13 protein-coding genes and 1 pseudogene are annotated in these 23,291 nt (G+C 70.5%); 11 read left to right on the forward strand and 3 right to left on the reverse strand.

Annotated elements, in window-relative coordinates; translation table 11 throughout:
• Positions 1-145 precede the first annotated feature (145 nt).
• Complete coding sequence (locus ACZ4TO_RS29350; RefSeq protein ID WP_468025689.1) at positions 146-2,278, reverse strand: glycoside hydrolase family 6 protein; 2,133 nt, start codon at positions 2,276-2,278, stop codon at positions 146-148.
• A gap of 996 nt (positions 2,279-3,274) precedes the next feature.
• Here ACZ4TO_RS29350 and ACZ4TO_RS29355 point away from each other — a divergent pair.
• Positions 3,275-5,089, forward strand: coding sequence for a cellulase family glycosylhydrolase (locus ACZ4TO_RS29355; protein ID WP_468025690.1), 1,815 nt, complete (start codon positions 3,275-3,277; stop codon positions 5,087-5,089).
• A 311-nt stretch (positions 5,090-5,400) separates the two neighbouring features.
• Here the strand turns inward: ACZ4TO_RS29355 and ACZ4TO_RS29360 are convergent, their stop codons facing one another.
• On the reverse strand, positions 5,401-6,234 hold the full coding sequence (locus ACZ4TO_RS29360; RefSeq protein ID WP_468025691.1) for a hypothetical protein: 834 nt from the start codon (positions 6,232-6,234) through the stop codon (positions 5,401-5,403).
• A 292-nt stretch (positions 6,235-6,526) separates the two neighbouring features.
• Between ACZ4TO_RS29360 and ACZ4TO_RS29365 the strand changes: the two genes are divergently transcribed.
• The 10 genes and pseudogenes from ACZ4TO_RS29365 (at position 6,527) to ACZ4TO_RS29410 (ending at position 20,662) form a co-directional block, all read left to right on the forward strand.
• A complete protein-coding gene (locus ACZ4TO_RS29365; protein ID WP_468025692.1) occupies positions 6,527-7,345 on the forward strand; it encodes a hypothetical protein in 819 nt (272 codons plus the stop codon).
• A gap of 19 nt (positions 7,346-7,364) precedes the next feature.
• The gene (locus ACZ4TO_RS29370) at positions 7,365-9,449 is read left to right on the forward strand and encodes a CHAT domain-containing protein (protein ID WP_468025693.1); all 2,085 of its coding nucleotides are present in this window, start codon (positions 7,365-7,367) and stop codon (positions 9,447-9,449) included.
• Positions 9,446-14,545, forward strand: a complete 5,100-nt coding sequence (locus tag ACZ4TO_RS29375; protein WP_468025694.1) for a hypothetical protein — start codon at positions 9,446-9,448, stop codon at positions 14,543-14,545. The genes ACZ4TO_RS29370 and ACZ4TO_RS29375 overlap by 4 nt, the downstream gene beginning before the upstream one ends.
• Positions 14,542-15,864: a hypothetical protein gene (locus tag ACZ4TO_RS29380; RefSeq protein ID WP_468025695.1), complete on the forward strand. Its 1,323-nt coding sequence runs from the start codon at positions 14,542-14,544 to the stop codon at positions 15,862-15,864. Before ACZ4TO_RS29375 ends, ACZ4TO_RS29380 begins: the two co-directional genes overlap by 4 nt.
• Positions 15,865-16,357: 493 nt before the next feature.
• Entirely contained in the window at positions 16,358-16,789 is a 432-nt protein-coding gene (locus ACZ4TO_RS29385; protein ID WP_468025696.1) for an NfeD family protein, read from the forward strand.
• A gap of 4 nt (positions 16,790-16,793) precedes the next feature.
• Positions 16,794-17,831 (forward strand): SPFH domain-containing protein, encoded by a 1,038-nt coding sequence (locus tag ACZ4TO_RS29390; protein WP_468025697.1) that lies wholly within the window; start codon positions 16,794-16,796, stop codon positions 17,829-17,831.
• A gap of 373 nt (positions 17,832-18,204) precedes the next feature.
• Positions 18,205-18,605 (forward strand): annotated as a pseudogene (locus tag ACZ4TO_RS29395) (IS481 family transposase); the annotation flags it as partial.
• A gap of 422 nt (positions 18,606-19,027) precedes the next feature.
• A complete protein-coding gene (locus ACZ4TO_RS29400; RefSeq protein WP_468025698.1) occupies positions 19,028-19,627 on the forward strand; it encodes a sulfite oxidase-like oxidoreductase in 600 nt (199 codons plus the stop codon).
• The gene (locus ACZ4TO_RS29405; RefSeq protein WP_468025699.1) at positions 19,597-20,352 is read left to right on the forward strand and encodes a ferredoxin reductase; all 756 of its coding nucleotides are present in this window, start codon (positions 19,597-19,599) and stop codon (positions 20,350-20,352) included. Before ACZ4TO_RS29400 ends, ACZ4TO_RS29405 begins: the two co-directional genes overlap by 31 nt.
• A gap of 1 nt (position 20,353) precedes the next feature.
• Positions 20,354-20,662 (forward strand): DUF6510 family protein, encoded by a 309-nt coding sequence (locus tag ACZ4TO_RS29410; protein WP_468025700.1) that lies wholly within the window; start codon positions 20,354-20,356, stop codon positions 20,660-20,662.
• Positions 20,663-21,204: 542 nt separating this feature from the next.
• On the opposite strand, the gene ACZ4TO_RS29415 is transcribed toward ACZ4TO_RS29410, so the two are convergent.
• Positions 21,205-23,163: a hypothetical protein gene (locus tag ACZ4TO_RS29415; protein ID WP_468025701.1), complete on the reverse strand. Its 1,959-nt coding sequence runs from the start codon at positions 23,161-23,163 to the stop codon at positions 21,205-21,207.
• Between the last annotated feature and the right edge of the window lie 128 nt (positions 23,164-23,291).

Raw genomic sequence — 23,291 nt, forward strand, 5'->3', positions numbered from 1 at the left:
CGGGGCCCGCTTCGATGCGGGCCCCGGCTCGGGTCAGGGGACGGTGCAGGTGAAGAACAGGCTGGTGAACTGGGCTGGGCGACGGTGCCGTCCTGGACGACCGGCTCGCCGCCCGGCCCCTACCCGTTCCCCAACTCCGGCTGATCTACGGCTCGGTGCCCCAGACCAGGGTGCCCGACACGTACACGGTCACCTTCGCCGCGTCCGCGTAGGACGTGTTGGTGCCACGGCTGTAGTCGTTCGACTCGTCGAAGTTCGACCAGTCCGACTTGGCCATACGGAGCTGCAGTTCACCGCTGTCCGCTCCGGCCGCGAGGGAACCGGAGTTGAAGCCCACCTCCACGTAGTGGTCCGCGCCCGTGCGGCTCGGGGAGACGGCGCTCACGGACGTCTTGACCGTGGAGCAGCCGAGCTGTGCCCAGTCGCAGAAGGTCTGGTAGCCGGCGGAGGAGGACTCCCCGGTGAACCAGTAGCGGATGGTCACCTTGGACAGATCGACCGCGCCGGAACCGCCGTTGACCAGCTTGAGACCGGGCTTGACCTGGTTGTCGGCGGTGGAGGAGTCGTTGTTCTTGTACTGCGCCTTGAGACCCGTCGAGCCTCCTCCCCCGCTCGACGCCTTGGTGGTGGCGGACACCGCCGCGGACGACGCCGATACGTTGCCGGCCGCGTCCTTGGCCTTGACGGTGTAGCTGTAGGTCGTGGAGGCGGCGAGCCCGCTGTCGATGTACGACGTGGTGGTGGCGCTGCCGACCTTGGTGCCGTCGCGGTAGACGTCGTATCCCGTGACCGCGGTGTTGTCCGTGGACGCGCTCCAGCTCAGGGAGACACCGCTGCTCGTCGTGGAACTGACCGTCAGGCCGCCGGGAGCGGTGGGGGCCTGGGTGTCACCGCCACCGCCACCCGATCCGCTCAGCGGCGGGTTGGCGTTCGCGAGTAGTTGACGGAACTGGGCGGAGAACCAGTGCCCCGCGAGCGGGGAGTTGGCCAGCGCCCCGGTGAGGTTGTTCCCGTTGCGTCCGTTCCCGGTGTACGTGGGGTCGCACATCCGGTCGAAGCCCTTGCCCTCGTCGTTGTCGACGGCCTGGCTGGCCCCGTCCGACTCGCCCGGCGGCTTGGCCCACACATAGGCGTCGATTCCGGTGTCGGGTGCGGTCGCCGGACGCTCGCCGAGGCCCGCCCCGCTCTGGTTGCACCAGTTTCCGGCGTGGATGCGCCGGTCGATGCGACCGCCGTCCACGTACGCGTCGACGCTGGTCGTCGGGCCGGGGCCGGTCGGCCGGGCCGAACCGCCCCAGCCGTTGCGCGAGGTGTCGATGAGCATGCCGATGCCCGAGTCGAAGCCCTGCGCGACGAGCGCGGTGCGCAGACCCTGCGCGTACGAGCTCTCGTCGTCGTACTGGTTCCAGTCGATCCACTTCGACTGCCGCACCGTCTGGCCGTTCACCGTGTCCGTCACCTTCACGTACGGCTCTTTGGTGGCGGAGTAGTTGGCGGTGTTCACGATGAAGCCGGTCACGTCGTTCACGGTGGCGCCGCTGGTGGTGGCCGCCTTCTTGAACTCCTGGGCGGCCGGGGTGAGGTTGCTGTCCCAGCCGAGCCAGCCGTGGTGACCCGCGTCGATGTAGTTGTAGGTGTTGGGCAGAGCGCCGAGGGTGTGGAGGGCGTAGCCGACGCCCTTCTCGTAGTTCCCGTTCGCCTTCATCGTGGCGCACTGGGTCGTGGAGCCCGCGGTGCCGCCGGCGTTGGTGACCAGGTTGGGCAGCGAGTCGGGCTCGATGAGGTTGACGATCCGCAGGCTCGCGTAGGCCGGGTCGGCGAGGATCGCGGCGATCGGGTCGATGTAGCTGCTCTGGTAGGTGGCCAGATCGTCGGCACCGAGTTCGCCGTTGGAGGCCAGGGCGGCGCAGTCCCGGCCCGGCAGGTCGTAGATGACGAGCTGGACCAGGTTGGCGCCCTGGGCCTTGGCCGCGTCGAGGTGTGCTTTGAGGCCACGGGCGTCGGCGGTGCCCTGGATCGCGGCCATCCGGTCCAGCCAGACGAAGGTCGGCTGGTTGGAGACGGCCGAACCGCCGGGCTCGGCCGCGGCCTTGGCCGACCAGTCGGGGTTCACGTAGGCCTTCGCGCCGACGTAGGGATTGTCGAGTTTGGCGGCCGCGACAGCGGTGGTCGGGAGCGCGGTGACGGACAGGGCTCCGAGAAGGGCACCGGCGGCCAGAGCGGCGGTCCGCTTCCGTCCGCTTCGGCGCACGGTGGAGTCAGGTCTACGGGCAGGCATCAGCCATCTCCTGGGGAGAGCAGACAAGTACGGTCGGCATGCTGGGTCTCGGACGTCCACCGGGTGTGCCGCGTCCCTGGCACACCCGGCGGACGTCCGCCGGACAGGCGTTGCGTGCGGGCATGACGAAGGTGCGACTGTGTGCGTCGCGCAAGGGTGGAGCGGTAGGGCGCCACCGAGCATGGGCGCGCCGCGACGTCTTCGTCCGGACATGGGGCCGGCGCTTCTCGTCGTGGTGCGCGGACGGTGGCTGGTCGTTCAGGTGGCGGTGCGGCTGGGACACTGAACGTGGGAGCGCTCCCAAGGTGCAGTGCTTCGACTCCCGCTGTCAACACCCGTGCAAAGAGTGCGTTCTTGACGGCCCGTCGGACGGGCGCCGCCCTGCGTGGCCTCGCCCGCGACGACGCGGCGCACGCCAGGCCGAGGGGTACGCGGCGACGTAAGGGCACGAGAGACGTCGACGCAACGGCCACCCGAGAGGCCTCCGACGGAGTTTGCGCACCACCCGCAGGGGGGCGGCGCACCCTCCTCGGCCGGGACGGCGAGGCGGCGGCACGCGCTCCACGCCCGAGCCGGCACGGCAGCGCGTACCCTCCACGCCCGAGCCGGCACGGCGGCGCACACCCTCCACACCCGGGAAGGCGAGGCCGCGGCACGCGCTCCACGCCCGGGACGTCGAGGCGGCGCACCCCCTCCACGCCCGCAGTGGCACGGCGGCGGACGCCCCCTCCCCCGCCCCGGACGGCGAGGGCGTGGCCGAAACCGAGCACACCCGTGGCCGACATCTCCCCCGCGGAGGCGATCACAGCGCGGGGTATTGACGCGGACACGCTTAGTGGCTTCCATGTGCGCAGTCCGGCTTGGACGAGCCGGCCGTCGGGAGCGGGACACTCCTGCCGGTCCGCGGGAGCCGCCATGCCGGATGCCCATCCGCCTGCCCGCCCGGAGACGCGCGCCCGCAAATGGGAGCGCTCCCACCCGGAGAGGACCCCCACCATGCGTCACCCACCCTCATTCCGCGTCAGGCGTGCCCTGGTCGCGTTCCTCACCGCGGCCCTCGCGGCCTTCGTTCCGTTCACGGTGGCGGTACCGGCGCATGCCGCTGCCGCCCCATCGGCAGCGGCAGCAGTGTCCGGAGCCGGATACTGGCACACCGAGGGCCGCCGGCTCCTCGACGCGCAGAACCAGCCGGTGCGCATGGCGGGCATCAACTGGTTCGGGTTCGAGACGTCGAACTACGTGGCGCACGGCCTCTGGTCGCGCGACTACAAGTCGATGATCGACCAGATGAAGAGCCTGGGCTACAACACCATCCGGCTGCCCTACAGCGACGACATCTTCAAGGGCACCCAGCCCAACGGCATCAGCTACGCCAACGGCCTGAACGCCGACCTCCAGGGGCTCAACTCGCTCCAGGTGATGGACAAGATCGTCGGCTACGCGGGCACGACGGGACTCAAGGTCGTACTCGACCGCCATCGGCCCGACTCCTCGGCGCAGTCGGCGCTCTGGTACACCGCCGCCGTCCCCGAGACGACCTGGATCACCAACCTGAAGGCCCTGGCGGCGCGGTACCAGGGCAACACCGCCGTGGTCGGCATCGACCTGCACAACGAGCCGCATGATCCGGCCTGTTGGGGATGCGGGGACACGAGCACCGACTGGCGCCTCGCCGCCGAACGGGCCGGGAACGCGGTCCTGTCCGTCAACCCCAGCCTGCTGATCTTCGTCGAGGGCGTCCAGACGGTGAACGGGCAGAGCACCTGGTGGGGCGGCAATCTCGCCGGGGTCGCGTCCGCGCCGGTGCGGCTGGACGTCGCCAACCGCCTGGTCTACTCGGCGCACGACTACGCGACCAGCGTCGCTCAGCAGCCCTGGTTCAGCGACCCTTCGTTCCCGGCGAACATGCCGGCCGTCTGGGACAAGTACTGGGGCTACATCTTCAAGCAGAACATCGCCCCGGTCTGGCTGGGTGAGTTCGGCACCACCCTGCAGTCGACGGTCGACCAGAAGTGGCTCGCGGCGCTGGTCGACTACCTGCGGCCCACGAGCACGTACGGGGCCGACAGCTTCAACTGGACCTTCTGGTCGTGGAATCCGAACTCCGGCGACACGGGAGGCATCCTCAAGGACGACTGGCAGACCGTGGACACCGTCAAGGACGGCTATCTCGCCGCCATCAAGGCTCCGGGCTTCTCCGGAGGCGGGGGCGGGGGCGGCGGAGACACGACCGCGCCCTCGACACCGACCGGACTGACCGTGACCGGTACCACCGCGTCGAGTGTGTCCCTGTCGTGGAAGGCGTCCACCGACGACACCGCGGTGACCGGCTACGACGTCTACCGCGGCGCCACCAAGGCGGGCCAGGTCACCGGCACGTCCTTCACCGACACGGGCCTCGGCGCGGGGACCTCGTACGACTACACCGTGCGGGCCCGCGACGCCGCCGGCAACACCTCTCCGGCGTCGGCGTCGGTCACCGCCACGACCACCGGAACCGGGGGCGGCTCCAGTGGCTGCAAGGCCACCTACAAGGTGAGCAGCGACTGGGGCAGTGGATTCAACGCCGACGTCACCGTCACCAACACGGGCTCCTCGACGACCAAGTCGTGGCAGGTCACCTGGGATTGGGCGGGCAGCCAGACCGTCTCCGGGATGTGGAACGCCTCCTACAGCCAGGTGGGCAAAACGGTGACCGCGAACAACGCCACCCACAACGGCGCGATCGCGGCCGGTGCCTCGACCGGCTTCGGGTTCAGTGCGGCGCCGGGTGGAGCCGGTACGCCGGTCCTGAGCTGCCGGGCCGGATAGGAAGGCCGCCCCGGCCTGCCCCGACCGAACCGAGGGAGGTCCGGTCGCCGGATTCCGCGGCCCGCGCGGAATCCGGCGGGTGCTGGGCCGCGTCGCCCATGAAGGGGTGACGCGACGATCGCAACGGCGGGGGCAGAAGCGAGCCCCGACGACGAACACGGCCGACACGTTCGGCCCTCGCTGACGAACCCGCCGGCCGACACGTTCGGCCCCCGCCAACGAACCCGGCCGACGGAGTCGAACCCGAAGACGAACGCGCCCGGTCGGCGGCGGGACCTACCGATGAGACAAGGCCACTCCGGCGCGGGACACTAACCGAGCTTCCGGAGCACGTCCGTGACGGTGGCCCGGTACGTCCGCAGGGCCCGCAGTCCCGCGGCGTAGCGGTCACGGTGCCGCGCGATGTCCGCGGCCTGCTCGCGCGCCCGTACGGTGTGCCAGAGTTCGGCCGTGTGGTGGCGGCGCTTGCAGGTGACGTCCGCGACCGCGGCGGCCCGCTCCCGCCGCGTATGCCGGGTGTTCCCGTCGCTGTTCCGCCGCCAGGCGGCGTCCGTGTACGCCGCGACGGGGTCTCGATAGCGAGGGAACCCTTGTTCCGCCACACAGCGCGACCACGTCTCCCAGGCCGCTCGGAGGCGTGGGTCGCGTTTCACCGCCTTGCCGATCTCGATCGCCCGTGTGGTCGCGTAGAGCCAGTCCCGCTTGAGGTCGATGCCACGCATCAGCCGCTGGTTCGCTTCGGCGTTGCAGGCGGGGACGTCCGCGTACTCGGCGTTGGTCATCCGGCGGCCCTTGGGCTGGGCGTCCTGGAACTTCGCCGGATCCCAGCCGTAGCCCCAGCGGCGGGCGGCGGCCAGGTCCAGGACGCCGTAATCGGTGCTGACCGCCGTCATGGCTATGGGGTCGCTGGGGAATCGGGGGTCGAGCGGGAAGTCCGGGTGCCCGTGCCCGGCCATGCATTGCCGGACCAGCAACGCCGTTGCCCGCTGCGATCGTTGATAGTCCTGCGGCGTGTAGTCGTAGCGGTCGGCCGGGAGAGGCCCGAGGTCCGACGCCGTACGGATGACCGCCGGCCCTCTCGGACCTGAGACACAGACCGCCGCCAACACCGCCACGGCACCCAGCCGCCACCCCCGTCGCATCATGCGAAGGAATGCTAACGAGCGGCGTGCGGACCGCCCCCGGCGCCCCCCGTCAACTCGACTACAGGCGCCGGGACTTCGGATGGCGGCGAGCGCGACCGGGCGACACCGCTCGTGCGGTTCTCCCGGCGGCCGACGAGTCGCACGGCTCCGCCGGGAACGGCATGCTCCGGCAGGTGGTCCGCGTATACCTCACACCTCGCAACTGCGCCGGATCTAGGGGGAATTGCCTCCAGCAGATGCGGCCGCGCGTAACCTGCCAAGCACAAGTGCCGGTATCGGGGGACGAGACGACATGAAGGACAACTACACGCTGTACCGCGACGCCGTCGACGACGTGTGGAAGGGCTGGTGGGTGGCCTGGCCGTTGTCACAACGCGTCGCGCTGGGCGACGTCCTGCACAACGCGGACGACCGGGTCCGGACCGCCGGCACCCTCGCCGACCGGGGCGTCGCCTTCGATCCGCGCCCCGGCACGCCCGAGAACATCTACAAGCATGACGCGCACGGCTCCGTCTCGGTGGCGCTGAAGGTTTCGGGGTCCGCCACGGACGGCTTCGCCTCGCTGGCCGCCGCCGACGCCGGCGCCCGCATCGGGTTCGCGAAGGGCGACACGGCCTTCGTCGTCTACGACGGGCTGACCGAGACCACGGTCGCCGACACACGCGCGCTGGCCTCCGCTCTGGTGAGCCGTGGCTGGGACGACTGGGACGACTCGCTGCTCGCCGTCACCGGCGTCATCGAGGCCACCTCCGGGACGGTGCTGACCTCCACGGAGAACGGAGCGTTCGCGGAGCTGCGGGTGAAGGCCGGCGCCGGGCCGGTTCAGCCCGTGCTCGCCGATCTCGCCGGGAGCGCGTCGATCGAGGGCCGCCACGCGCTCGGCCTGGAATGGCTGGGCAGCGAGCTCACCCCCTTCTTCCAGGTGGTCCGGCTGCGCAAGGCCTGGTTCGGCAAGGTGATGAAGGACTACGGCCCGCGTCAACCAGGACGCGGCGCCGCTCCCGTGCCCGTCCCGCCGGTGCTCCTGGAGGAAGCGCAGGACGACCCGGGCGCGGTCCTGGAGGACGTGTCCCCCACCGAGCAGCCCACGCTCGGCTTCACGACGGCATAAGCACTTCGCGAGGATCTCGATGGCAAGCGGCACACACACCGAGGCCGGCGCGGGCGACACAGAACTGCGCATCACCACACCAGCCGACGGCTCGCCCGGACACGTGGTCCAACTGTCGGCACAGGGCCGCCCCACGGTGTCGGCCGAGCTCGGACCGCTGGAGGATCCGGGGGCACTCGCGAAGGCCTTCGAGCGCGGAGCCGGTGAGGAGGACCGCGAACACGCCGGCGAGTGCCTGTACACGGCACTGCTCGGCGGGGCTCTCGCCGAGGAATGGCTGTCGGCGACGGCCTCGCAGGCGGCACCGCGACGAGTGTGCCTGGAGGTAGAGCCTCCCGAACTACGCTCGCTTCCCTGGGAGTTGCTGCGCCACCGGGGACGGTGGCTGTGGCGGCACCCCGAAACCCTGTGGAGACGCGGCTGCGCCGTCGGCTTACGGGCCGACGACCCGTCCTCACAACTCGGTCCGCTGCGCGTCCTGGTGGTCATCTGCACGCCACCTCAGGACGAACGGCTGCTCGCGGAACAAGAACTCGCCGCGATTTCCGGCGCCTTGGAGCGTTCGCCCGGACGCACCTACCTCGAGGTCCTCGACGTCCCCGCGGACGCCGCCGTGCTCGCGGAGCGCGTGGACAGGCTGCGGCCGCACGTCGTGCACTACATCGGGCACGGCATGCCTCGCCCTGGCCGGGGCAGTCCCGTGCTCGTCTTCACCCCGGCCGAGACGCGACACCCGGGGCCCGCGCCCGCGACCTGGGAACTGGAAGCCGGGGCCGTCGCCGACCTCACGGTGTGGAAGCCCCTGCTGGTGGTCCTCAACGCCTGCCATTCAGGCAGGGCCGATCCGGCGGACTGGATCGGCGGGATGACCCAGGCCTTCCTGGACGCGGGGTCAAGGGCGGTGGTGTCGATGCAGGACGACATCGCCTCGGACTGCGCCGTCACCCTGTCCCGCACGTTCTACGAGAATCTGGGCGCCGACCAGCCCGTCGACACGGCGGTCGCCGCCGCGCGCTCCGAACTGGCCAGGCGGGCACCCAAGAGCGGGGCGTGGGCCCTGCCCGTCCTGCTGACCTGCGAAGACCCACGGTCAGTGCTGCCGATCACCTTCGCGCCCCCGCCCACGGCCTCGGTGCAGGACATTCTGCGCTACAAGCAGTACGTGGATCTCGGGCGGTTCGTGGGACGCACCGACGAGCGGCGCCAGGCCTGGTGGGCTCTCGACGATCCGGTGCAGGCGGCGGACGCGGCCGACCGTCCGGTGCTGGTGATCAGCGGTCATTCACAGGCCAACTTCGCCAGGACGGGGAAGAGTTGGCTGACCAACTGGTGCCTGATCACCTGGTTCCTGCGCGGACACCGCGTGGTCTCGGTCAACTTGGCCGCACAGTTGGCCGCTTCGACCCGGGCCGGCGACGTGGACGCGTACCCACGGCACAAGGACTGGCTCACGACCCTGCGGCTGATACGACAGGAGGCCACCTCTCCCGAGCAGTTGTGCCCCTTGCCGACACAGGCCTTCGGTGAGTTCAACGCGGTCGTCAATCACCTCGTCGAGGCACCCGTCCTGCCGAACGGCACCCTGGAACCGGCCGACGACGAAGGACGGCGCTTCAACGACGAGATCGGTGACCCCCGTGACGGGCGCAAGGAACGCATCGTCGGCGAGTTCCTGCACGCTCTGCAGAAGGCGAGCGACGGACGGCCCCTCGTCATGGCCCTCGACCACGCCGAGAGCGTCCTGCAGGGCGCCTTCACGCAGGTGCTCTACAAGTCCCTGGTCCGTCCCGTCGCCTACGGACAGGCGCCACCGCTGCGGCTGATTCTCGTCGCCCCGGACTCCTGGGTGGGCGGGGCGCTGCCGGAGTCCGACTCCCACATGATCACGCGGGTCCGCGTGGGGGACTTCGACAGCGCACAGTTCATGCGGCTCGCACGGCTCTACGAGAGCCGCCTGCGCGTCCAGCCGGACGAAGCGGTCGTCAACCTGCTGGAGGCGCTTCACCAGAACCTCGGGCAGCACTTCAACGTGGAACTCTTCGCGCAACTGGTGGGGATCGTGCCCCAATGGGGGGCGGCACACCTTCAGGAGGCAGGGCGATGACCGACGTCCTCGGGGAGATCACCCGCCGCCTCGCCGCCGGGGAGAGTCTGGAGACCATCAGCCGCTCGCTGCGTCCGGCGCACTGGACAACCGTCCTGCGGGCCTGCGCCGTCGCCCGCACCTTCGACGCGGCCCTCTTCGAAGACGTACTGCATCCGCACGCCCTCGCCGAGGAACCGGCCAGTCCGGGGCTGGAGGAGCTGGTCCGCGCTCACGCCGTGGAACCCGTCGGCTCCGAGCCCGGCCGGTTCGCCCTGTCGGGGGCGAACCGAAGCGCCTACTTCGTCGAATGGGCGCGGGAGTCGCCCGCCGAGACGCTTCCCGACGGCCTCCTCGCACTGGAACTCCGGATCGCCGGCGTACACCGGGCATCCCGCAACCACGCTGAGGAGGTACGGCATCTCCTGCTGGCGCAGCCGAAGAACGCCCTCGCGCTCTTCCGCGAACGGTTCGACGCGGCGGACGCCCGCCGGGACTTCGCCGCGTGCAAGGACCTGGTGGAGGCGCTCGGCGACCCCGACCGACTCTCCTTCACCGACGCCGTGATCGACCGACTGCGCCTGGACTGTGCCGGATACGTGCGCGCCCGCGACTACTGGGCCGCCGACTACTCGCGTTCCGCCCAGTTCCTCCAGCCCGCCGGACTGGTCGATGACGCCGAACGCCTCCTGGCCGGAGAGCGGCGGGTGTGGCAGATGTACGCGCCGGGAGGCGCGGGGAAGACCATGCAGCTCCGGTGGCTGGTGGCCCGCTTCTGCGTGCCGAAGGAGCGGGACGTCCTGTGCGCCCGGATCGATTTCGACGTCGTCAACACCCACGCGGTCGGCCGGCATCCATGGCTCCTGCTCCTGGAGATCGCGGAGCAGTTCGAACGCAGGCTTCCCGGCCGGGCCTTCGAGCGGCTCGACGCCTATTCCGCGTACAAGATTCTTCTCAGCCGTCATTCCTCCGCGCCCGCGCAGGAGACCGCCGCCCACATCGACACCCTCGACGCCGAAGCGGTGCAGGAGGAGGTCCTGCAGACCTTCGCCGAACGCCTCAACCGGGCGCGTCCCGGTCATCCGGTGGTCCTGGTGGTCGACACGCTGGAGGAACTCCTGCTGCACGGCCACGGTGAGACGGAGCGGACGCTGCGGATGCTCGGCCGGCTCGTCAGGCTCTGCCCGGACCTGCGGCTCGTCCTCGCCGGCCGCTACAACCTCAGGCAGCATCTGCCGCAGGCGCTCAGGGCCTTCCGGCGCAAGGAGGTTCAGCACATCCAGGTGCGCAAGTTCACCGCGGCCCAGTCGCACGCCTATCTCGCGGGGCTCCGCGGCATCACGAACAGCGCCCTGCTGCGGGTCGCCGCGCGCAAGTCCAAGGGGCTTCCGTTCACGCTCGCCCTGTTCGCCGATCTCATCGAGCAGGACCCCACCATCGACGCCGCGGAGCTCAAGGCCTGCCAGGAACCACTGGTGCGCTACCTGATCGAGCGAGTGGTGCAGCGCATCGACGATCCGGCGGTGCGCTGGCTGCTGCGCTACGGGGTGATCCCCCGGCGTCTGCGCCGGCAGGACGTGTTCACGGTGATGCGCCCCTGGCTGGCCCAGGGCATGACGGACCGTTCCGACGCGGACGACCCGCGTCACGACGACCACCACCTCCGGGGCAGCGACGCCGTCTTCCCCTTCGCTGCGGCCGAGCCCACCGACGAGGAGATGGACCGCGCCTGGCAGCGGCTGCTCGACTACGCCGGCACCTCGGCGTGGGTCTCACGGCACGCGGGCGACGACGACACCGTCATCTTCCATCCGAACGTCCTGGCCCCGATGCGTCTTCTGATCTCGGGCCATCAGGTCTTCGAGCGGTTGCACCAGGCCTTCATCGCGCACTTCGACGAGCTCGGCAGGACACACCCCGAGCAGTGGGTCACGTACATGAAGGAGGCGACGTATCACCGGTTCCAGGCCGGAGATCCGCAGGCCGGCACGACGTGGGCCCATGCCGTCCAGAAGGCAAACATGGACGGCAGTCGGGTCGAACAGATCCTGGAGCTGTGCGAAGAGGTGCTCGGCGACGAATACCTCGACGAGGGCCTTCCCCGGCTCCGCCTCGACGGCGGGCTGCTGATCAGCCACCGAGCCGTCGCCGACGCCCACCTGGCCATCGCCGCGGTCGCCGCGCGCAGCTATCTGAACGTTCCTTCCGTCAACCCGTCCGACCCGGCCTGGAACGAGGTCGAACGCCGGCTCGCGTTCGTCCGCAGGTTGCGCGGGGCGGCGAACCGGGCGTTCGGCATGCTGGATCGCGAGGCCTATCTGCAGGCGCTGGTCCTCTACGGCCGCGATCACCTCGACAGGGCGGCTCAGGTCGTACAGAACGCCCTTGACGGCGGAGTCCGCGACGAACTGCGGGAAGACCTCCAGGTGTTGCTCTCGCGCATCCAGGCCCGGACGAGCGATCCGCAGGCCGAAGTCAGCTACCGGGCCGCGATCGACACCGCGCGGACCCGGGGTGGTGGCGCCGAGAGCGAGGCACGGATCTCGCTGGAGCTGGCCGCGAACCTCCAGGCACAGGGGTTCATCGGCGAAGCCGTGGCGCTCCACAACCACGTGGCCTCCTCCGGTTCGCGTATCGATACGGAGCGGCCCTTCACGCGCTTGCAGAACCGGGCGCTGCTGCGCCGAGCGGGTGCCGAGATCGCCTCGTACGCTCCGAGTGCCGCGCTGCGCACGCTGCGAGACCTCGACATGAGCGCCCTGCGTCCGACCGAACGCGTCGACGCCTGTCTGGCCGAGGCGCGAGCACACCTCCTGCTGTGGCACTCCATCCGCGCCCTGGAAGCCCTGGACAGGGCGGAGGAGATCTCCCACTCCGACGTCCGCGACTCCACCCGGTACCAGGGGCTGGCCGAGTGCGCTGTTCTGCGCGCTGTCGTCGAGGGGGGTTTGCTGGCGGTGGACGAGGCGGAGCGGTCCTTCGCACGGGCAGCGGGCCTCTGGAGCGATCTGGGACACCCGGACGGTCATCCACCGACGTTGCTCGCCTACGCCCAGTTCCTCGCCCGGTCGGTGGGTGATCTCCACCGGGCGGCCAACGTGCTCGGGCAACTGCGGACGGTGGACACCTCCGGTGAATTCGCCGTCCCCGCCGCGCTGTTGTGGCGCGAGATGGCGCGCAGCGGTTACGTCGTGGCCGACTCCTCGCTGCTGGAGGTCCCCTTGCGTTCACGCAAGGACCTGCTCGACGGTGGGGTGGCGGCCGTCCTCGCCGACCCTTCCCGCGCCCCGGCTCTGGCCGCGGCTCTCGCCGGCATGGAACCGCCCGAAGCACGTTTGCGCGCACTCGAATCCCTTGCGGGCTGCTCGTCCCCGGAAGGCGACCCCGTACCCGGACTCGACCGGCTCCGGCCGCTCTTCGCCCCTTTGACCGACGGGCCCCGTACGGACGCCGACCAGTGTCTTCGGCTGGCCGAACTGGCGGAGTTCGAGCGGGTGTCGGGGCGCCACCAGGAGGCGGGCCGACTGGTGGAGCAGGCGTACCGAGGTCTCGCTGATTCGGCGGACAAGTGGGATCCGCTCCCGACATGGGCCTGGGCGCGGGCTCAGGTTCGCGTCAACGGCGTCCCCGACCATCGACTCAGCCGCTCCCTGTGCGCCAAGGCCGACAGACAGCCATCACTCCTGCTGAAGGCGACGGCGCATTGGATGCTCGCGCTCACGGAGGGCGAAGTCGACGACAAGCGCGCCTTGTTGAACCAAGCCTCGGAGTACGTGAGCAAGGTCCAGCGGCCGTCTCTGTGGACGCAGTACATCCTGCGGTCCATCGCCCTCGTGAACCAGGACAGGTCGACGGGCCAGGCGGCCCTGCGCATGGCGTCGACCCTGGGGTACCCGCCGGAGGACGACTCCGCGCCCTCGGTGGAGCTCGTCCGGTCCGAGCACGAGGACGTCTACGACGTGGACCCCTCCTTCCGGATCACCTCCACGCCGCTGCCGACGGCTCATGCCCTGTATGCCGACTGGCGCAACGCCGTGTCCGCCAACTCCTCCTCCCTGCAGCGTCACGCGCGGGCCGCCCCGCCGGTCGACACCGTCAGGATCCAGTCCGACGACGCCTGGTTGCACGCCTTCCCCTGGGAACTCGCGCTCCGGGACGACACGGCGGCCGTCTACCGCACGCTTCCGCAGGCGGCGGAGATCGTCGACGTGCGGGCGGTCCAGGCGGCGCTCAACGCGGGCACGACGGACAAGACGGACAGGAAGCTGGCCACCGACGGTGTCTGGGGATCCCGCACCCAGATGGCCGCCGCGGGCGCACTCGGAGTCGCGCTGGTCGCGGTGGGCGGGCCGCTCATCGCGTTCGAGGCCATGACCATGGCCTTGAGTCTCGTACGGAGGACGCGTGAACTCACGCAGAAGCGTTCCGGTCTCCGGACGGTCCTCGTCCTGCGTGACGACTCGGCCGAGGACGACGCCTCGGCCCTCTCCCCCACCGCTCGCCTCATCGGCTACCACATGCACGGATTCGACGTCCGGGTGATCCAGGCGTCCGCCGGGTTGCCCACCCTCAAGGTTCCGCCCGCCGTGGTCCATGTGCGTGCCCCGCTCCGTCTGAAGGGGGGCACGGTTCCCTTCTTCGACCTGTCGGCCACCCGCCTGAGCCACGGCGAACGGCTCGCGCGCGCGGCGAGTGGCTCGGACCTCACACCGGACCTGCTCACGGACTGGCTGGCGCAGTTCGAGCCGGGCACACAGCCGATGGTCGTCCTCGATCCGCCGCTGCCCGGATCGCCCGCGGACATCCCCCTGCAGGTGGTGCTCCGCAATTTGTTCGCAGCCACCCTCTTCTCCTCGGGATTCGCGCCGACGGTGCTCGGAACGGGGCTCGTCGCCCAGGCGGGCAGCCGTCAGACAGAGCTCCTGGCACAGGCCGCCGCGGGAGACCTCTCCCTGTTGCAGTTGTCCTCGCGACTGCGCCGCGCGTCCAACGGCACGCCGCTCGACCTGGCGGGCGCGGACTGGGGCGAGGGCATCCTCGAAGCGGCCTGCGTCACGCTGTTCGCGAGCCCGGCCGCCCTGAGGATCTCCGAACCCGAGACGGCCTCCGCGCCATGACCGGCGACCCCGCCACCGGCCGTCCGACGGAGGACGCCGGCTACCGGGCCCGTCGCGAGGCCGAGGTACGCCACCTCACCGGCGGACTGACGGGCGAGCTGGACGACTGGGTCCGCGCGGCAAGGGAAAAGGGCCCGTTCGAAAAGCACCGATCGCAGATCGAGAGTGTCGTACGGGTCGTGTCCGGGGCGCTCCGCAGGCTCCAGGAGCTGCCACCGGCCGAACATGAACAGCGCGCGCCCGAACTCGTCCTCGACCTGCATCACCTGTGGGACTTCTTCCGCACCAAGCTGCTCGCCCGCCACATCCCGCGCTACAAGACGTTCCTCGACGCGGCCGACGAACTGGCCTGGGCCGTCTACGACCCTGTCCGCAACGCCGCACAGGATCGCTCGGCCCTCAAGGAACCGCCGCTCGTCTTCCTGAACCGGAACCCGGTGCCCTTCGCCACGCCTCGGGGCAGCGACTTCGAGGACCTGCTGCCCGCGGGAAAGCAGCGCACCCTCGGTGGACGTCGGGCGAGCCGCTACCTGCCGTTCCCGCTCATCGGCGTCCCCTGGTCCGCCGGCCATCACCTTCCGGCGCTTCTCGTCGTCGCGCACGAGACCGGCCACCACGTCGAGGACGACTTCGCCCTCACCGAGCCGCTGCGCACCCGCTTGGCGGAGCGTTCCGGGCTCACGCGGGAGGGCATCGCACGCTGGGAAGGGTGGCTGGGCGAGACGTTCGCCGACGTGTGCGCGACACTCGCGTGCGGAGAAGCGTACGTGTGGGCGCTCACCGACATGCTCAATGCCGCCGGAGAAGCGGCAGGAACGGGCACCGACACCTATCCCCCTCTGCGCACGCGCCTGCTCGTCTGCCGTGCCGCACTCACCGTCGGCCCCGACTCCACCGGACCCGGCGCCGTCACGGCCGGACTGCCACCCTTCGGGAGCCCGCAACCGGGAGACACGGAGGCGGAAGCGGTGGTCGCCGCGCTCACCGGTGAGGGGTTCACCGAGCTGGGCGGGGCGACACTCGGTTCGCTGATCGGTCTGCGTCGCGCCGACAGACTGGGAGAGGCCGTCGACCGGCTCCTCACCGGCCTGTGGTCCCGCCGCGGCGACGTCACCGGGGTCCTGGCCGCGGCAACCTTGGCTTTCGTCCACAGCCCGCGGTCGTACGACGAACACGACGTCGGCGACCTCGCACTCACCGAGGTCCTGTCCCTCGTCCCCGACGGGCCCCGAGCGGCCCCGGCCCCCGTCGCGATGCTGGCCCGACGCGACGAGGACGCGGGCGGGGAGCTGCTCGATCTCCTCATATCGGGCGAATGACCAACGAGGGCGGCGCTTCGGAGCACCGGGTGCGCGGGCCCCATCATCCTGGTCGGCATGTTCCGCCGCATCGCCTACACCGCCGCCGACGCTGCGTGCCGCCAGGAGCCCAAGACCATGATGCGGTCCCTGGCAGGCTCAGTCGGTCCCCCGGCGGGGCCGCGGGTCAGAGGCAAATGCAGATGCAGCGACTGCGGGTCGCAAGCGTGTTGAACGCCCACGGAGGAACCAAACCGTGACCTCCGACCTCCAGCTGTGCGGCGCGAACACCCTGGATCTCTCGCGTGCGGCGGTCGACGTCTCCCTCTGTGAGGAGTTCGCGGGGCTTCTCCTACGGGTAAAATTGGGCACAACGGGATAAGTAGTCTCCCCGGGGCACACGCTGCCTCCGATGGTTCGGCAGCGTTCCTTCGCCAGGGGTGTCCGGCTGTCCCGAATCGGGGTGCAGATGAGAGTCAGGCCCTTACGTCACACCGGTCAGTAGAGGCTCGCGATGGATCCATGGCTGATCTGGTTGATCACCGCGGCCGTGTTGGCTGCGGCCGAGATCTTCACCGTCACCGCTGCGCTCGGAATGCTGAGTGTGGCCGCTTTGGTCACGGCGGGGTCCGCGGCTGTCGGACTTCCACTGCCGATTCAGTTCTTGGTGTTCACCGTCGTGGCTGCGGTCAGCGTGTTGTTGGTGCGTCCCATTGCGCTGCGCCACGTTCTCCGGCCCCAAGCGGCGAGGTTCGGCGTAGACGCACTGATCGGAAGGGGCGCGCTCGTCATCTCGGAGGTGACGGGCCTGGGTGGCAGGGTCCGCATCGGTGGTGAGGAGTGGACGGCCCGCGCCTACGACGAGACGGTGGTGATTCCTCCTGGAAAGATTGTTGACGTCATGGAGATCAGCGGCGCCACCGCGATCGTCTACCCCCGGGACTGAGGCCATGGAAACAACGGCGGCGTTGATCGGCGGCCTGATCGTGGCGCTGATCGTGGTTTTCACCGTGGTGCGGGCGGTCCGGATCGTGCCCCAGGCGCGCGCTCGCAACGTCGAGCGGCTCGGCCGTTACCACCGGACGCTGAGTCCCGGCCTCAGCCTCGTAATCCCTTACATCGACCGCGTTCGACCGATGATCGATCTGCGCGAACAGGTCGTTTCCTTCAAACCGCAGCCTGTCATCACCGAAGACAATCTGGTTGTCGAGATCGACACCGTTCTGTACTTCCAGGTGACCGACCCACGCGCGGCTTTCTACGAGATCGCCAATTTCCTTCAGGCGGTCGAGCAGCTCACCGTCACCACCTTGCGCAATGTCGTGGGGTCCATGGACCTGGAGAAGACGCTCACCTCACGGGACACCATCAACAGCCAGCTCCGTGGTGTGTTGGACGAGGCCACCGGAAAATGGGGGCTGAGGGTCAACCGGGTGGAGATCAAGGCCATCGACCCTCCGCAGTCCATCAAGGACGCCATGCAGAAGCAGATGCGAGCAGAGCGGGACAAGCGGGCCGCGATTCTCGGGGCCGAGGGGCAGCGCCAGTCGCAGATCCTCACCGCCGAAGGCGACAAGCAGGCGGCTGTGCTGCGTGCGGAAGGTAACCGGACCGCTGCGATCCTCCAGGCCGAGGGCCAGTCCCGGGCCATCGACGAGGTGTTCCAGGCCGTGCATCGCAACGATCCCGACCCCAAGCTGCTCGCCTACCAGTACCTTCAGACCCTGCCCCAGCTCGCGCAGGGCTCGGGCAACAATTTCTGGGTGATCCCCAGCGAGATCACCTCCGCGCTCCAGGGCGTGTCCCGCGCCTTTAGTGAGGTGCTGCCCCAGTCGCCGGCCACTCGCGAGAAGCCCTCGGACGACATGGTCGCCCAGGCCGCCAACGATAAGGCTCAGGCGGAAGAGGCCGCCGCCGCGGCCCTCGCCGACGCAGCCAAGGCCGAGGGTGCCAACCCCGATACGCTCCCGTCCGACCCGCCTCACTGAAAGAGGAAGCCGACTTGCACCGTATGGTGCGGCGGTCCGTATGGTCAGGATCGCTCGGTCACATTCAGGGTGCCGCCGAGCACGGCGATCCGGCCGTCGGCGGTCTGTTTCCATCGTCGACGTCGTCGGCGAACATGCACCAACGTGCTGCGACACGGGACACAACTTCTGGAGCACTCGGCGTCGCATGGATCGCCCGTCAGCTGCGCGACGGGACCGCTACCTGATGCTCCCAGAGAATTGGCCGTCGGCCGCACCCTGTAGCTGGCGGACAGGGATCCGTGAAATGGCTCCCGCGCAATTCCGTGCCGGGCTTACGTCCTCAGGCTGAGTGCTGATGCCGTGCCGGGCTCCGCTGGAGCCTCTCGTCTGGCTGCTGATCGCAAGGACGCGGATCAACACCGTGCGCTCGCACCTGTCGGTGGCGAATCTGGGGTGGCTGGCCGCCGCCCAGGGTGGACGCGCGGCCGGCCCGGCGCCGCTGCCTGCCGGTGACGGGGCCGCGTTCGAGGTGGACCGGGTCGTGAACAACAGCGGCCCGGTGGGCCTGGCGGTCGACAAGTGCTGGCGGCGGGGATCCTCGGCGGCCGCCAGGCCGGCATCCGCATCGACGACGAAACACTGTCGTTCATCGACCTGTCCTCGCGACAGGTGCTGCAGGTGCGGCGCAACCCGCTGACCCGCGATGAAATCCGCGGCCTGCGCGGCCTGCGCCGGGCCGGACCGCCGCCGCGTCCGGGCATCGAGCCCGTGCGGGTGCGGCGGCGGGTATCCCGGTGACGTGGGGTTGGGCCGGCGCATCGTGGCACGACGTCCGAGCAGTACCCCGGGGTCGAACTGCCCCCGGTAGCAAAGCGTTCCTTGAACTGTACGGGCCTGGACCATCGACGGTTCCCTGTCGCTGAGCAGCCTGCCTCAGAGGACGTCGTATGGCATGCGGTGGCCCTCCAGCCCCTTACAGGAAAGCCCGCGAAGTCCATCGTGCCCACGGGTGACTCCCATGCTTCGACTGAGGGCGTCCGCGCGCGGGGCACGGAATTTCCCGGAGACACGTGGACAAGGTGAACAGCCAGTCGTCGGCAGTCGGCTGCCAGGCGAAGCGTTCGCGCCGGGGACTACGGGCAAACCGTGCGCTAATCGGCCGTACGCGCGAGAATCGCAGAGTGCGTTCCTGCATGCAGGAAGGGCGTGGCACCGTGGCAACCTTTTCTCCCGGCTTCCGGGGACGGCCGAGATCATCCGACGGGCGGCTGCCGCCCGGACAGTACGAGGCGTACGACTTCCCCGTGCTGTCCGCCGGACCCACGCCCCGGGTCAGCCGTGACTCCTGGCAGTTCACGGTGACCACCGAGACCGGTGCCGAGCACACCTGGTCGTGGACGGACCTGATGGGGCTCGCCTCCGAGCGGCCGACCGTGGATCTGCACTGCGTCACCAAGTGGTCCAAGTTCGACACCCACTGGCAGGGCGTCTCGCTCGACCTCCTGCTCGCGGACATCGAGACGGCCGCCGAATTCGCCCTGGTCCATGCCTACGGCGGCTACACCACGAACCTGCCCCTGGAGGACCTGCTGGACGGCCAGGCATGGATCGCCTACGGCTATGACGGCGAGGACGTGCCGCCCGAGCACGGTGGCCCGGCTCGGCTGCTGGTGCCGCACCTGTACCTGTGGAAGTCGGCGAAGTGGGTGCGCGGGATCCAGCTCCTCCTGGACGACGAACCGGGGTTCTGGGAGAGCGCCGGCTACCACGACTATGGAGACCCATGGCGCGAACAGCGGTACCAAGGCGACTAGGCGACCGGCTGCGCTGGCGGGCGGCCACGCTGACGGAGCGGCGGCCGGAGACACCGGCCGCGAGCACCCTCCTCCTGGACGTCCCCGGCTGGCCCGGACACCTCGCCGGCCAGCACGTGGACGTGCGGCTGACCGCCGCTGACGGCTACAGCACCCAGCGCAGCTACTCGATCGCCTCCGCGCCGGGCGCGGAACAGGTCGAGCTGACGGTACAGCGCGTCCCGGACGGGGAGGTGTCGCCGTACCTCGTCGACGCGTTCGGTGTCGGTGACGCGGTGGAGCTGCGCGGGCCGGTCGGCGGCTGGTTCGTGTGGCGCCCGGAGCAGACCGAGCCCGTGCTCCTGGTCGCCGGCGGCTCCGGACTCGTTCCTCTGATGGCGATGATCCGCGCACGCCGTGCCGTCGGCGGCCGGTCGCCGTTCCGGCTCATCTACTCGGTGCGCACCCAGGAGGATCGGCTCTACCAGGACGAACTGCGCCACACCGACCCGGGGTTGGACGTGGCGTACGTCTACACGCGCGCCGCCCCCGAGGGTTCGCGGCGCCCACCCGGGCGGCTGCGGGCCGAGGACCTGGTGGCGTCCGGGTGGCCGCCCGACTTCGAGCCGACCGTCTACGTCTGCGGGCCCACCGGCTTCGTCGAGTACGCGGCCGATCATCTGGTCGGGCTCGGCCACGCCCCCCGCCTTGTCCGCACCGAACGCTTCGGTCCCAGCGGAGGCTGACATGACCACGCTCCCCATCGACACACCGTACGACGCCTACGACGACGACGCTCACGAGGACGGCAACGTCCTGGCCGGTCCCCTCTCGGAGGTGTTCGCCGTCGACCTGACCGTGGCGGTCGCCACCTGCACCGGCTGCGGCAGCGCGGGACCTGTCGCCCGGCTCCGGGTCTACGGCCGCGGGCCGGGGCTGGTCGCCCGCTGCCCGGACTGCGCCCACGTCGTGCTTCGGCTGGTTCGCGGCCCCGACACGGCCTGGTTGGACCTGCGCGGAACCGTCAGCCTGCGCATACCACTCGAAAACAGCTGAGCGAGCGACGCCCGACGGAAGGGCCACTCCGCCGACGGGTACAGCTACGGGCACGTGAGTGGCGAGGCAAGGGAGCTACTTCTCCACTCAGCACTGCTCGGTGACCTACCGCTCACGAAACTGCGCCGGCTGTGGCGCTGCCGCCGCGCAACTGAGCGGCGCGCACCGGGCCTGCGCCGATCCCGGATCGATCCCTGGCCCACGCCCCTTCAGGAACACTGCCTGCGGAGCGTGCCGCAACGAAAAAGACCCCGTCCCCGACAACCGGGACGGGGTCTTCGCAGAGCGCCGGGCAGGCGTGGGGGCTTCCGCGCATCCGAGGGCGGCCGAAGCGGCATCCGGGTCTTCTTCCGCCGGCGTGAGCCCTCCTCCCCGGAGTACCGGGCTCCCGGGCTCCCGGGGCCTCGCACCGACCGGAGAACGTGAGCAATTGCGCATGCAGCGCGCGACCGTGCCTCCTGTGCAGTCCCGCGGTGCACGAGTACGACAGCTGACCACTGGGCGCGCCCCGGCGACGGGACGGACCGCGCCCGTCCACTCGTTCAGGGAGAGCCGACAGCGTCCAGTCGTGCTCCGGCGGCCAGTCGGGCCACCACCTTCACGTGCGGCCGGCGGGGCGCGGGCAGCGCGAGTGTCCGCCCTTCCTTCGAGGCCGACACGCCTCCGCTCACCGACAGACCCGTCACGGCCCGGCTGCCGGCTGCCAGCACGTACCAATGACCGCGCGGCGAACGCCACCCCGTGGTGGCGACGACGTGCTGACCGAAGCGGCTACAGGTCGCGGTCGACCGCGCGTGGGCCACGATCCGGGCCGGCGCGTCCGGCGCGTCCCTGCTCGTCCGCAGGGCCACCGTCACGTCGCCGGGACCGCGCCAGGTGTCGGCGCGGGCGCAGGTCCATACGGCCTGACCGCCGCCGTCGGGCAGGTGCTGCTCGGCGAAGTCCCACGCGTTGACGGCACGCACACCGGTGTTGCCGAGCGACCCGAGCACGCAAGCCTGGTGTGCCCACGCCACCAGGGCCGCCGAACCGGTGGCCTCACGGGGCTGGTGCGGACGCCCTCGTCCCGGCAGGGGGGTGTAGGTGAGGTGGACCGGGGACAGGTCGCCCAACCCGGCGAGCAGGAAGGTGTGGTGCTCGGCGATGCGCTCCGAGGACCGCAGCTGCAGCACCGGACGGCTGCCGCAGCCCCGGCCCACGGGCATCGTCGGCACCGGTTCCGTGATGCCGTCCTTCGACACCCGCAACGGCCGGGCGAGGACATCGGGGCGCAGCAGGTCGCGAGTTCCGGCCTCGGCGATCCAAGGGGCCAGCAAATAGCGCGTGGAGCCCTTGCCCGAGCCGAGGGCGACGGCCGCCGCGGTCGTGACGTCCGCGTCGTCGGTGCGGGCGACGCTCAGCTCCGTGTCCCCGGCCGAGGAGAGGGACTCGCTGTACCGGGCCAGGCGCGTGCCGTCGTGGAGCAGCACCACGGTGCGGTCGGCGACATCTCCCGCGTACAGCAGGAATGGCGCGTTCGTCGGCGCGGCGGCGGTCGTGTCGGGAGCGAGCCGGACACGGCTCCCGGCCTTCGGACGCGCCCAGGCGGACAGGGCCCGGCCCAGCAGTTCTCTGTCGTTCACCCTCGAACCACGGGCCGGCCACGCGGTGAAGTCGACGCGTGACGTGTTGTCCCACACTCCCGCCGCGGTGCGCACCAGGTTCGCCGGCGCAGCTGCGGCACCGGCGGCAGGCGCGGACGGGCCGGGCGTCGTGTCACCGGCGACGGTCACCACCAACGCGGCCGCCGCGAGGCCGATCGCGGCGACTCCCAGGCCCAGCCTGGTCCGTCGGCTGCGGCGCAGCAGATCGGTGGGGCCGACCTGGAGGGCGCAGGCGTCGAACTCCTGCGAGGACAGCAGCGCGGCGACCGCCCCGCCGGGGACCGCCTCGAGCAGCCGGGCGGTACTCAGGGCGGCGGCCGCGTCCGCCACGCCCGCCGATTCGAGCACGTGGTGGACGGCGTCGTCGGACAGGCCGTGAACCGCGCGCAGCAGACAGGCGGCACGGGCGGCGGCGGACACGTCCGAAAGGCGCCGGAACAGGTCAAGTTCGTCCAACCCGCCCGACCGCGGGAACATCCGGAGCCCCACGACGAAGGGCATCCGGGGCACGAGCGCCCCGGATGGAGCGAACCGTGCGGGCCACAGGCGCGGACGCCGGCCGTGGGCCAGCGCGGCGCGCAGCACCTCCACGAGGAGCGACCGCTGGACCGTCTGCCTGCCGCTCGCTTCCTCGCGCGGTCGAGGGACGATGGGCAGGCCCGGCGTTGCCCGCACATGGGGCAGAGCCCGCTGTACCAGAGAATGTGCCGCGAGCACCCGCCGATGTCGGCCGAGCGATGCGGGAAGGACGAGATGTGCCAGGCGGACCAGGTCCCCGTACTGCTCGACAAGGACGGATTCGGCCTCCCGCGCCCGGGGCCTGACGGCGGTGGCGGGCCGGAACGAGCGAAGGTGCATGAAGCGGGATGCTTTCCGGGAAGGGTCGTGGACAATACCGATCCGTCAAACGAGTGAACGTCGGGCCGGTCACCGGCCTGTCGCGTCGAGCACTGTCGGGACCGTCCGCACGCCGCCGGTCGGCGCGC

This window comes from Streptomyces sp. NPDC028298, from assembly GCF_055565895.1.

Excerpts from the sequence above, each read along its gene's own strand:
- ACZ4TO_RS29350 (WP_468025689.1), bottom strand. The coding sequence starts at position 2,278 with ATGCCTGCCCGTAGACCTGACTCCACCGTGCGCCGAAGCGGACGGAAG.
- ACZ4TO_RS29355 (WP_468025690.1), top strand. The coding sequence starts at position 3,275 with ATGCGTCACCCACCCTCATTCCGCGTCAGGCGTGCCCTGGTCGCGTTC.
- ACZ4TO_RS29360 (WP_468025691.1), bottom strand. The coding sequence starts at position 6,234 with ATGATGCGACGGGGGTGGCGGCTGGGTGCCGTGGCGGTGTTGGCGGCG.
- ACZ4TO_RS29365 (WP_468025692.1), top strand. The coding sequence starts at position 6,527 with ATGAAGGACAACTACACGCTGTACCGCGACGCCGTCGACGACGTGTGG.
- ACZ4TO_RS29370 (WP_468025693.1), top strand. The coding sequence starts at position 7,365 with ATGGCAAGCGGCACACACACCGAGGCCGGCGCGGGCGACACAGAACTG.
- ACZ4TO_RS29375 (WP_468025694.1), top strand. The coding sequence starts at position 9,446 with ATGACCGACGTCCTCGGGGAGATCACCCGCCGCCTCGCCGCCGGGGAG.
- ACZ4TO_RS29380 (WP_468025695.1), top strand. The coding sequence starts at position 14,542 with ATGACCGGCGACCCCGCCACCGGCCGTCCGACGGAGGACGCCGGCTAC.
- ACZ4TO_RS29385 (WP_468025696.1), top strand. The coding sequence starts at position 16,358 with ATGGATCCATGGCTGATCTGGTTGATCACCGCGGCCGTGTTGGCTGCG.
- ACZ4TO_RS29390 (WP_468025697.1), top strand. The coding sequence starts at position 16,794 with ATGGAAACAACGGCGGCGTTGATCGGCGGCCTGATCGTGGCGCTGATC.
- ACZ4TO_RS29405 (WP_468025699.1), top strand. The coding sequence starts at position 19,597 with ATGGCGCGAACAGCGGTACCAAGGCGACTAGGCGACCGGCTGCGCTGG.
- ACZ4TO_RS29410 (WP_468025700.1), top strand. The coding sequence starts at position 20,354 with ATGACCACGCTCCCCATCGACACACCGTACGACGCCTACGACGACGAC.
- ACZ4TO_RS29415 (WP_468025701.1), bottom strand. The coding sequence starts at position 23,163 with ATGCACCTTCGCTCGTTCCGGCCCGCCACCGCCGTCAGGCCCCGGGCG.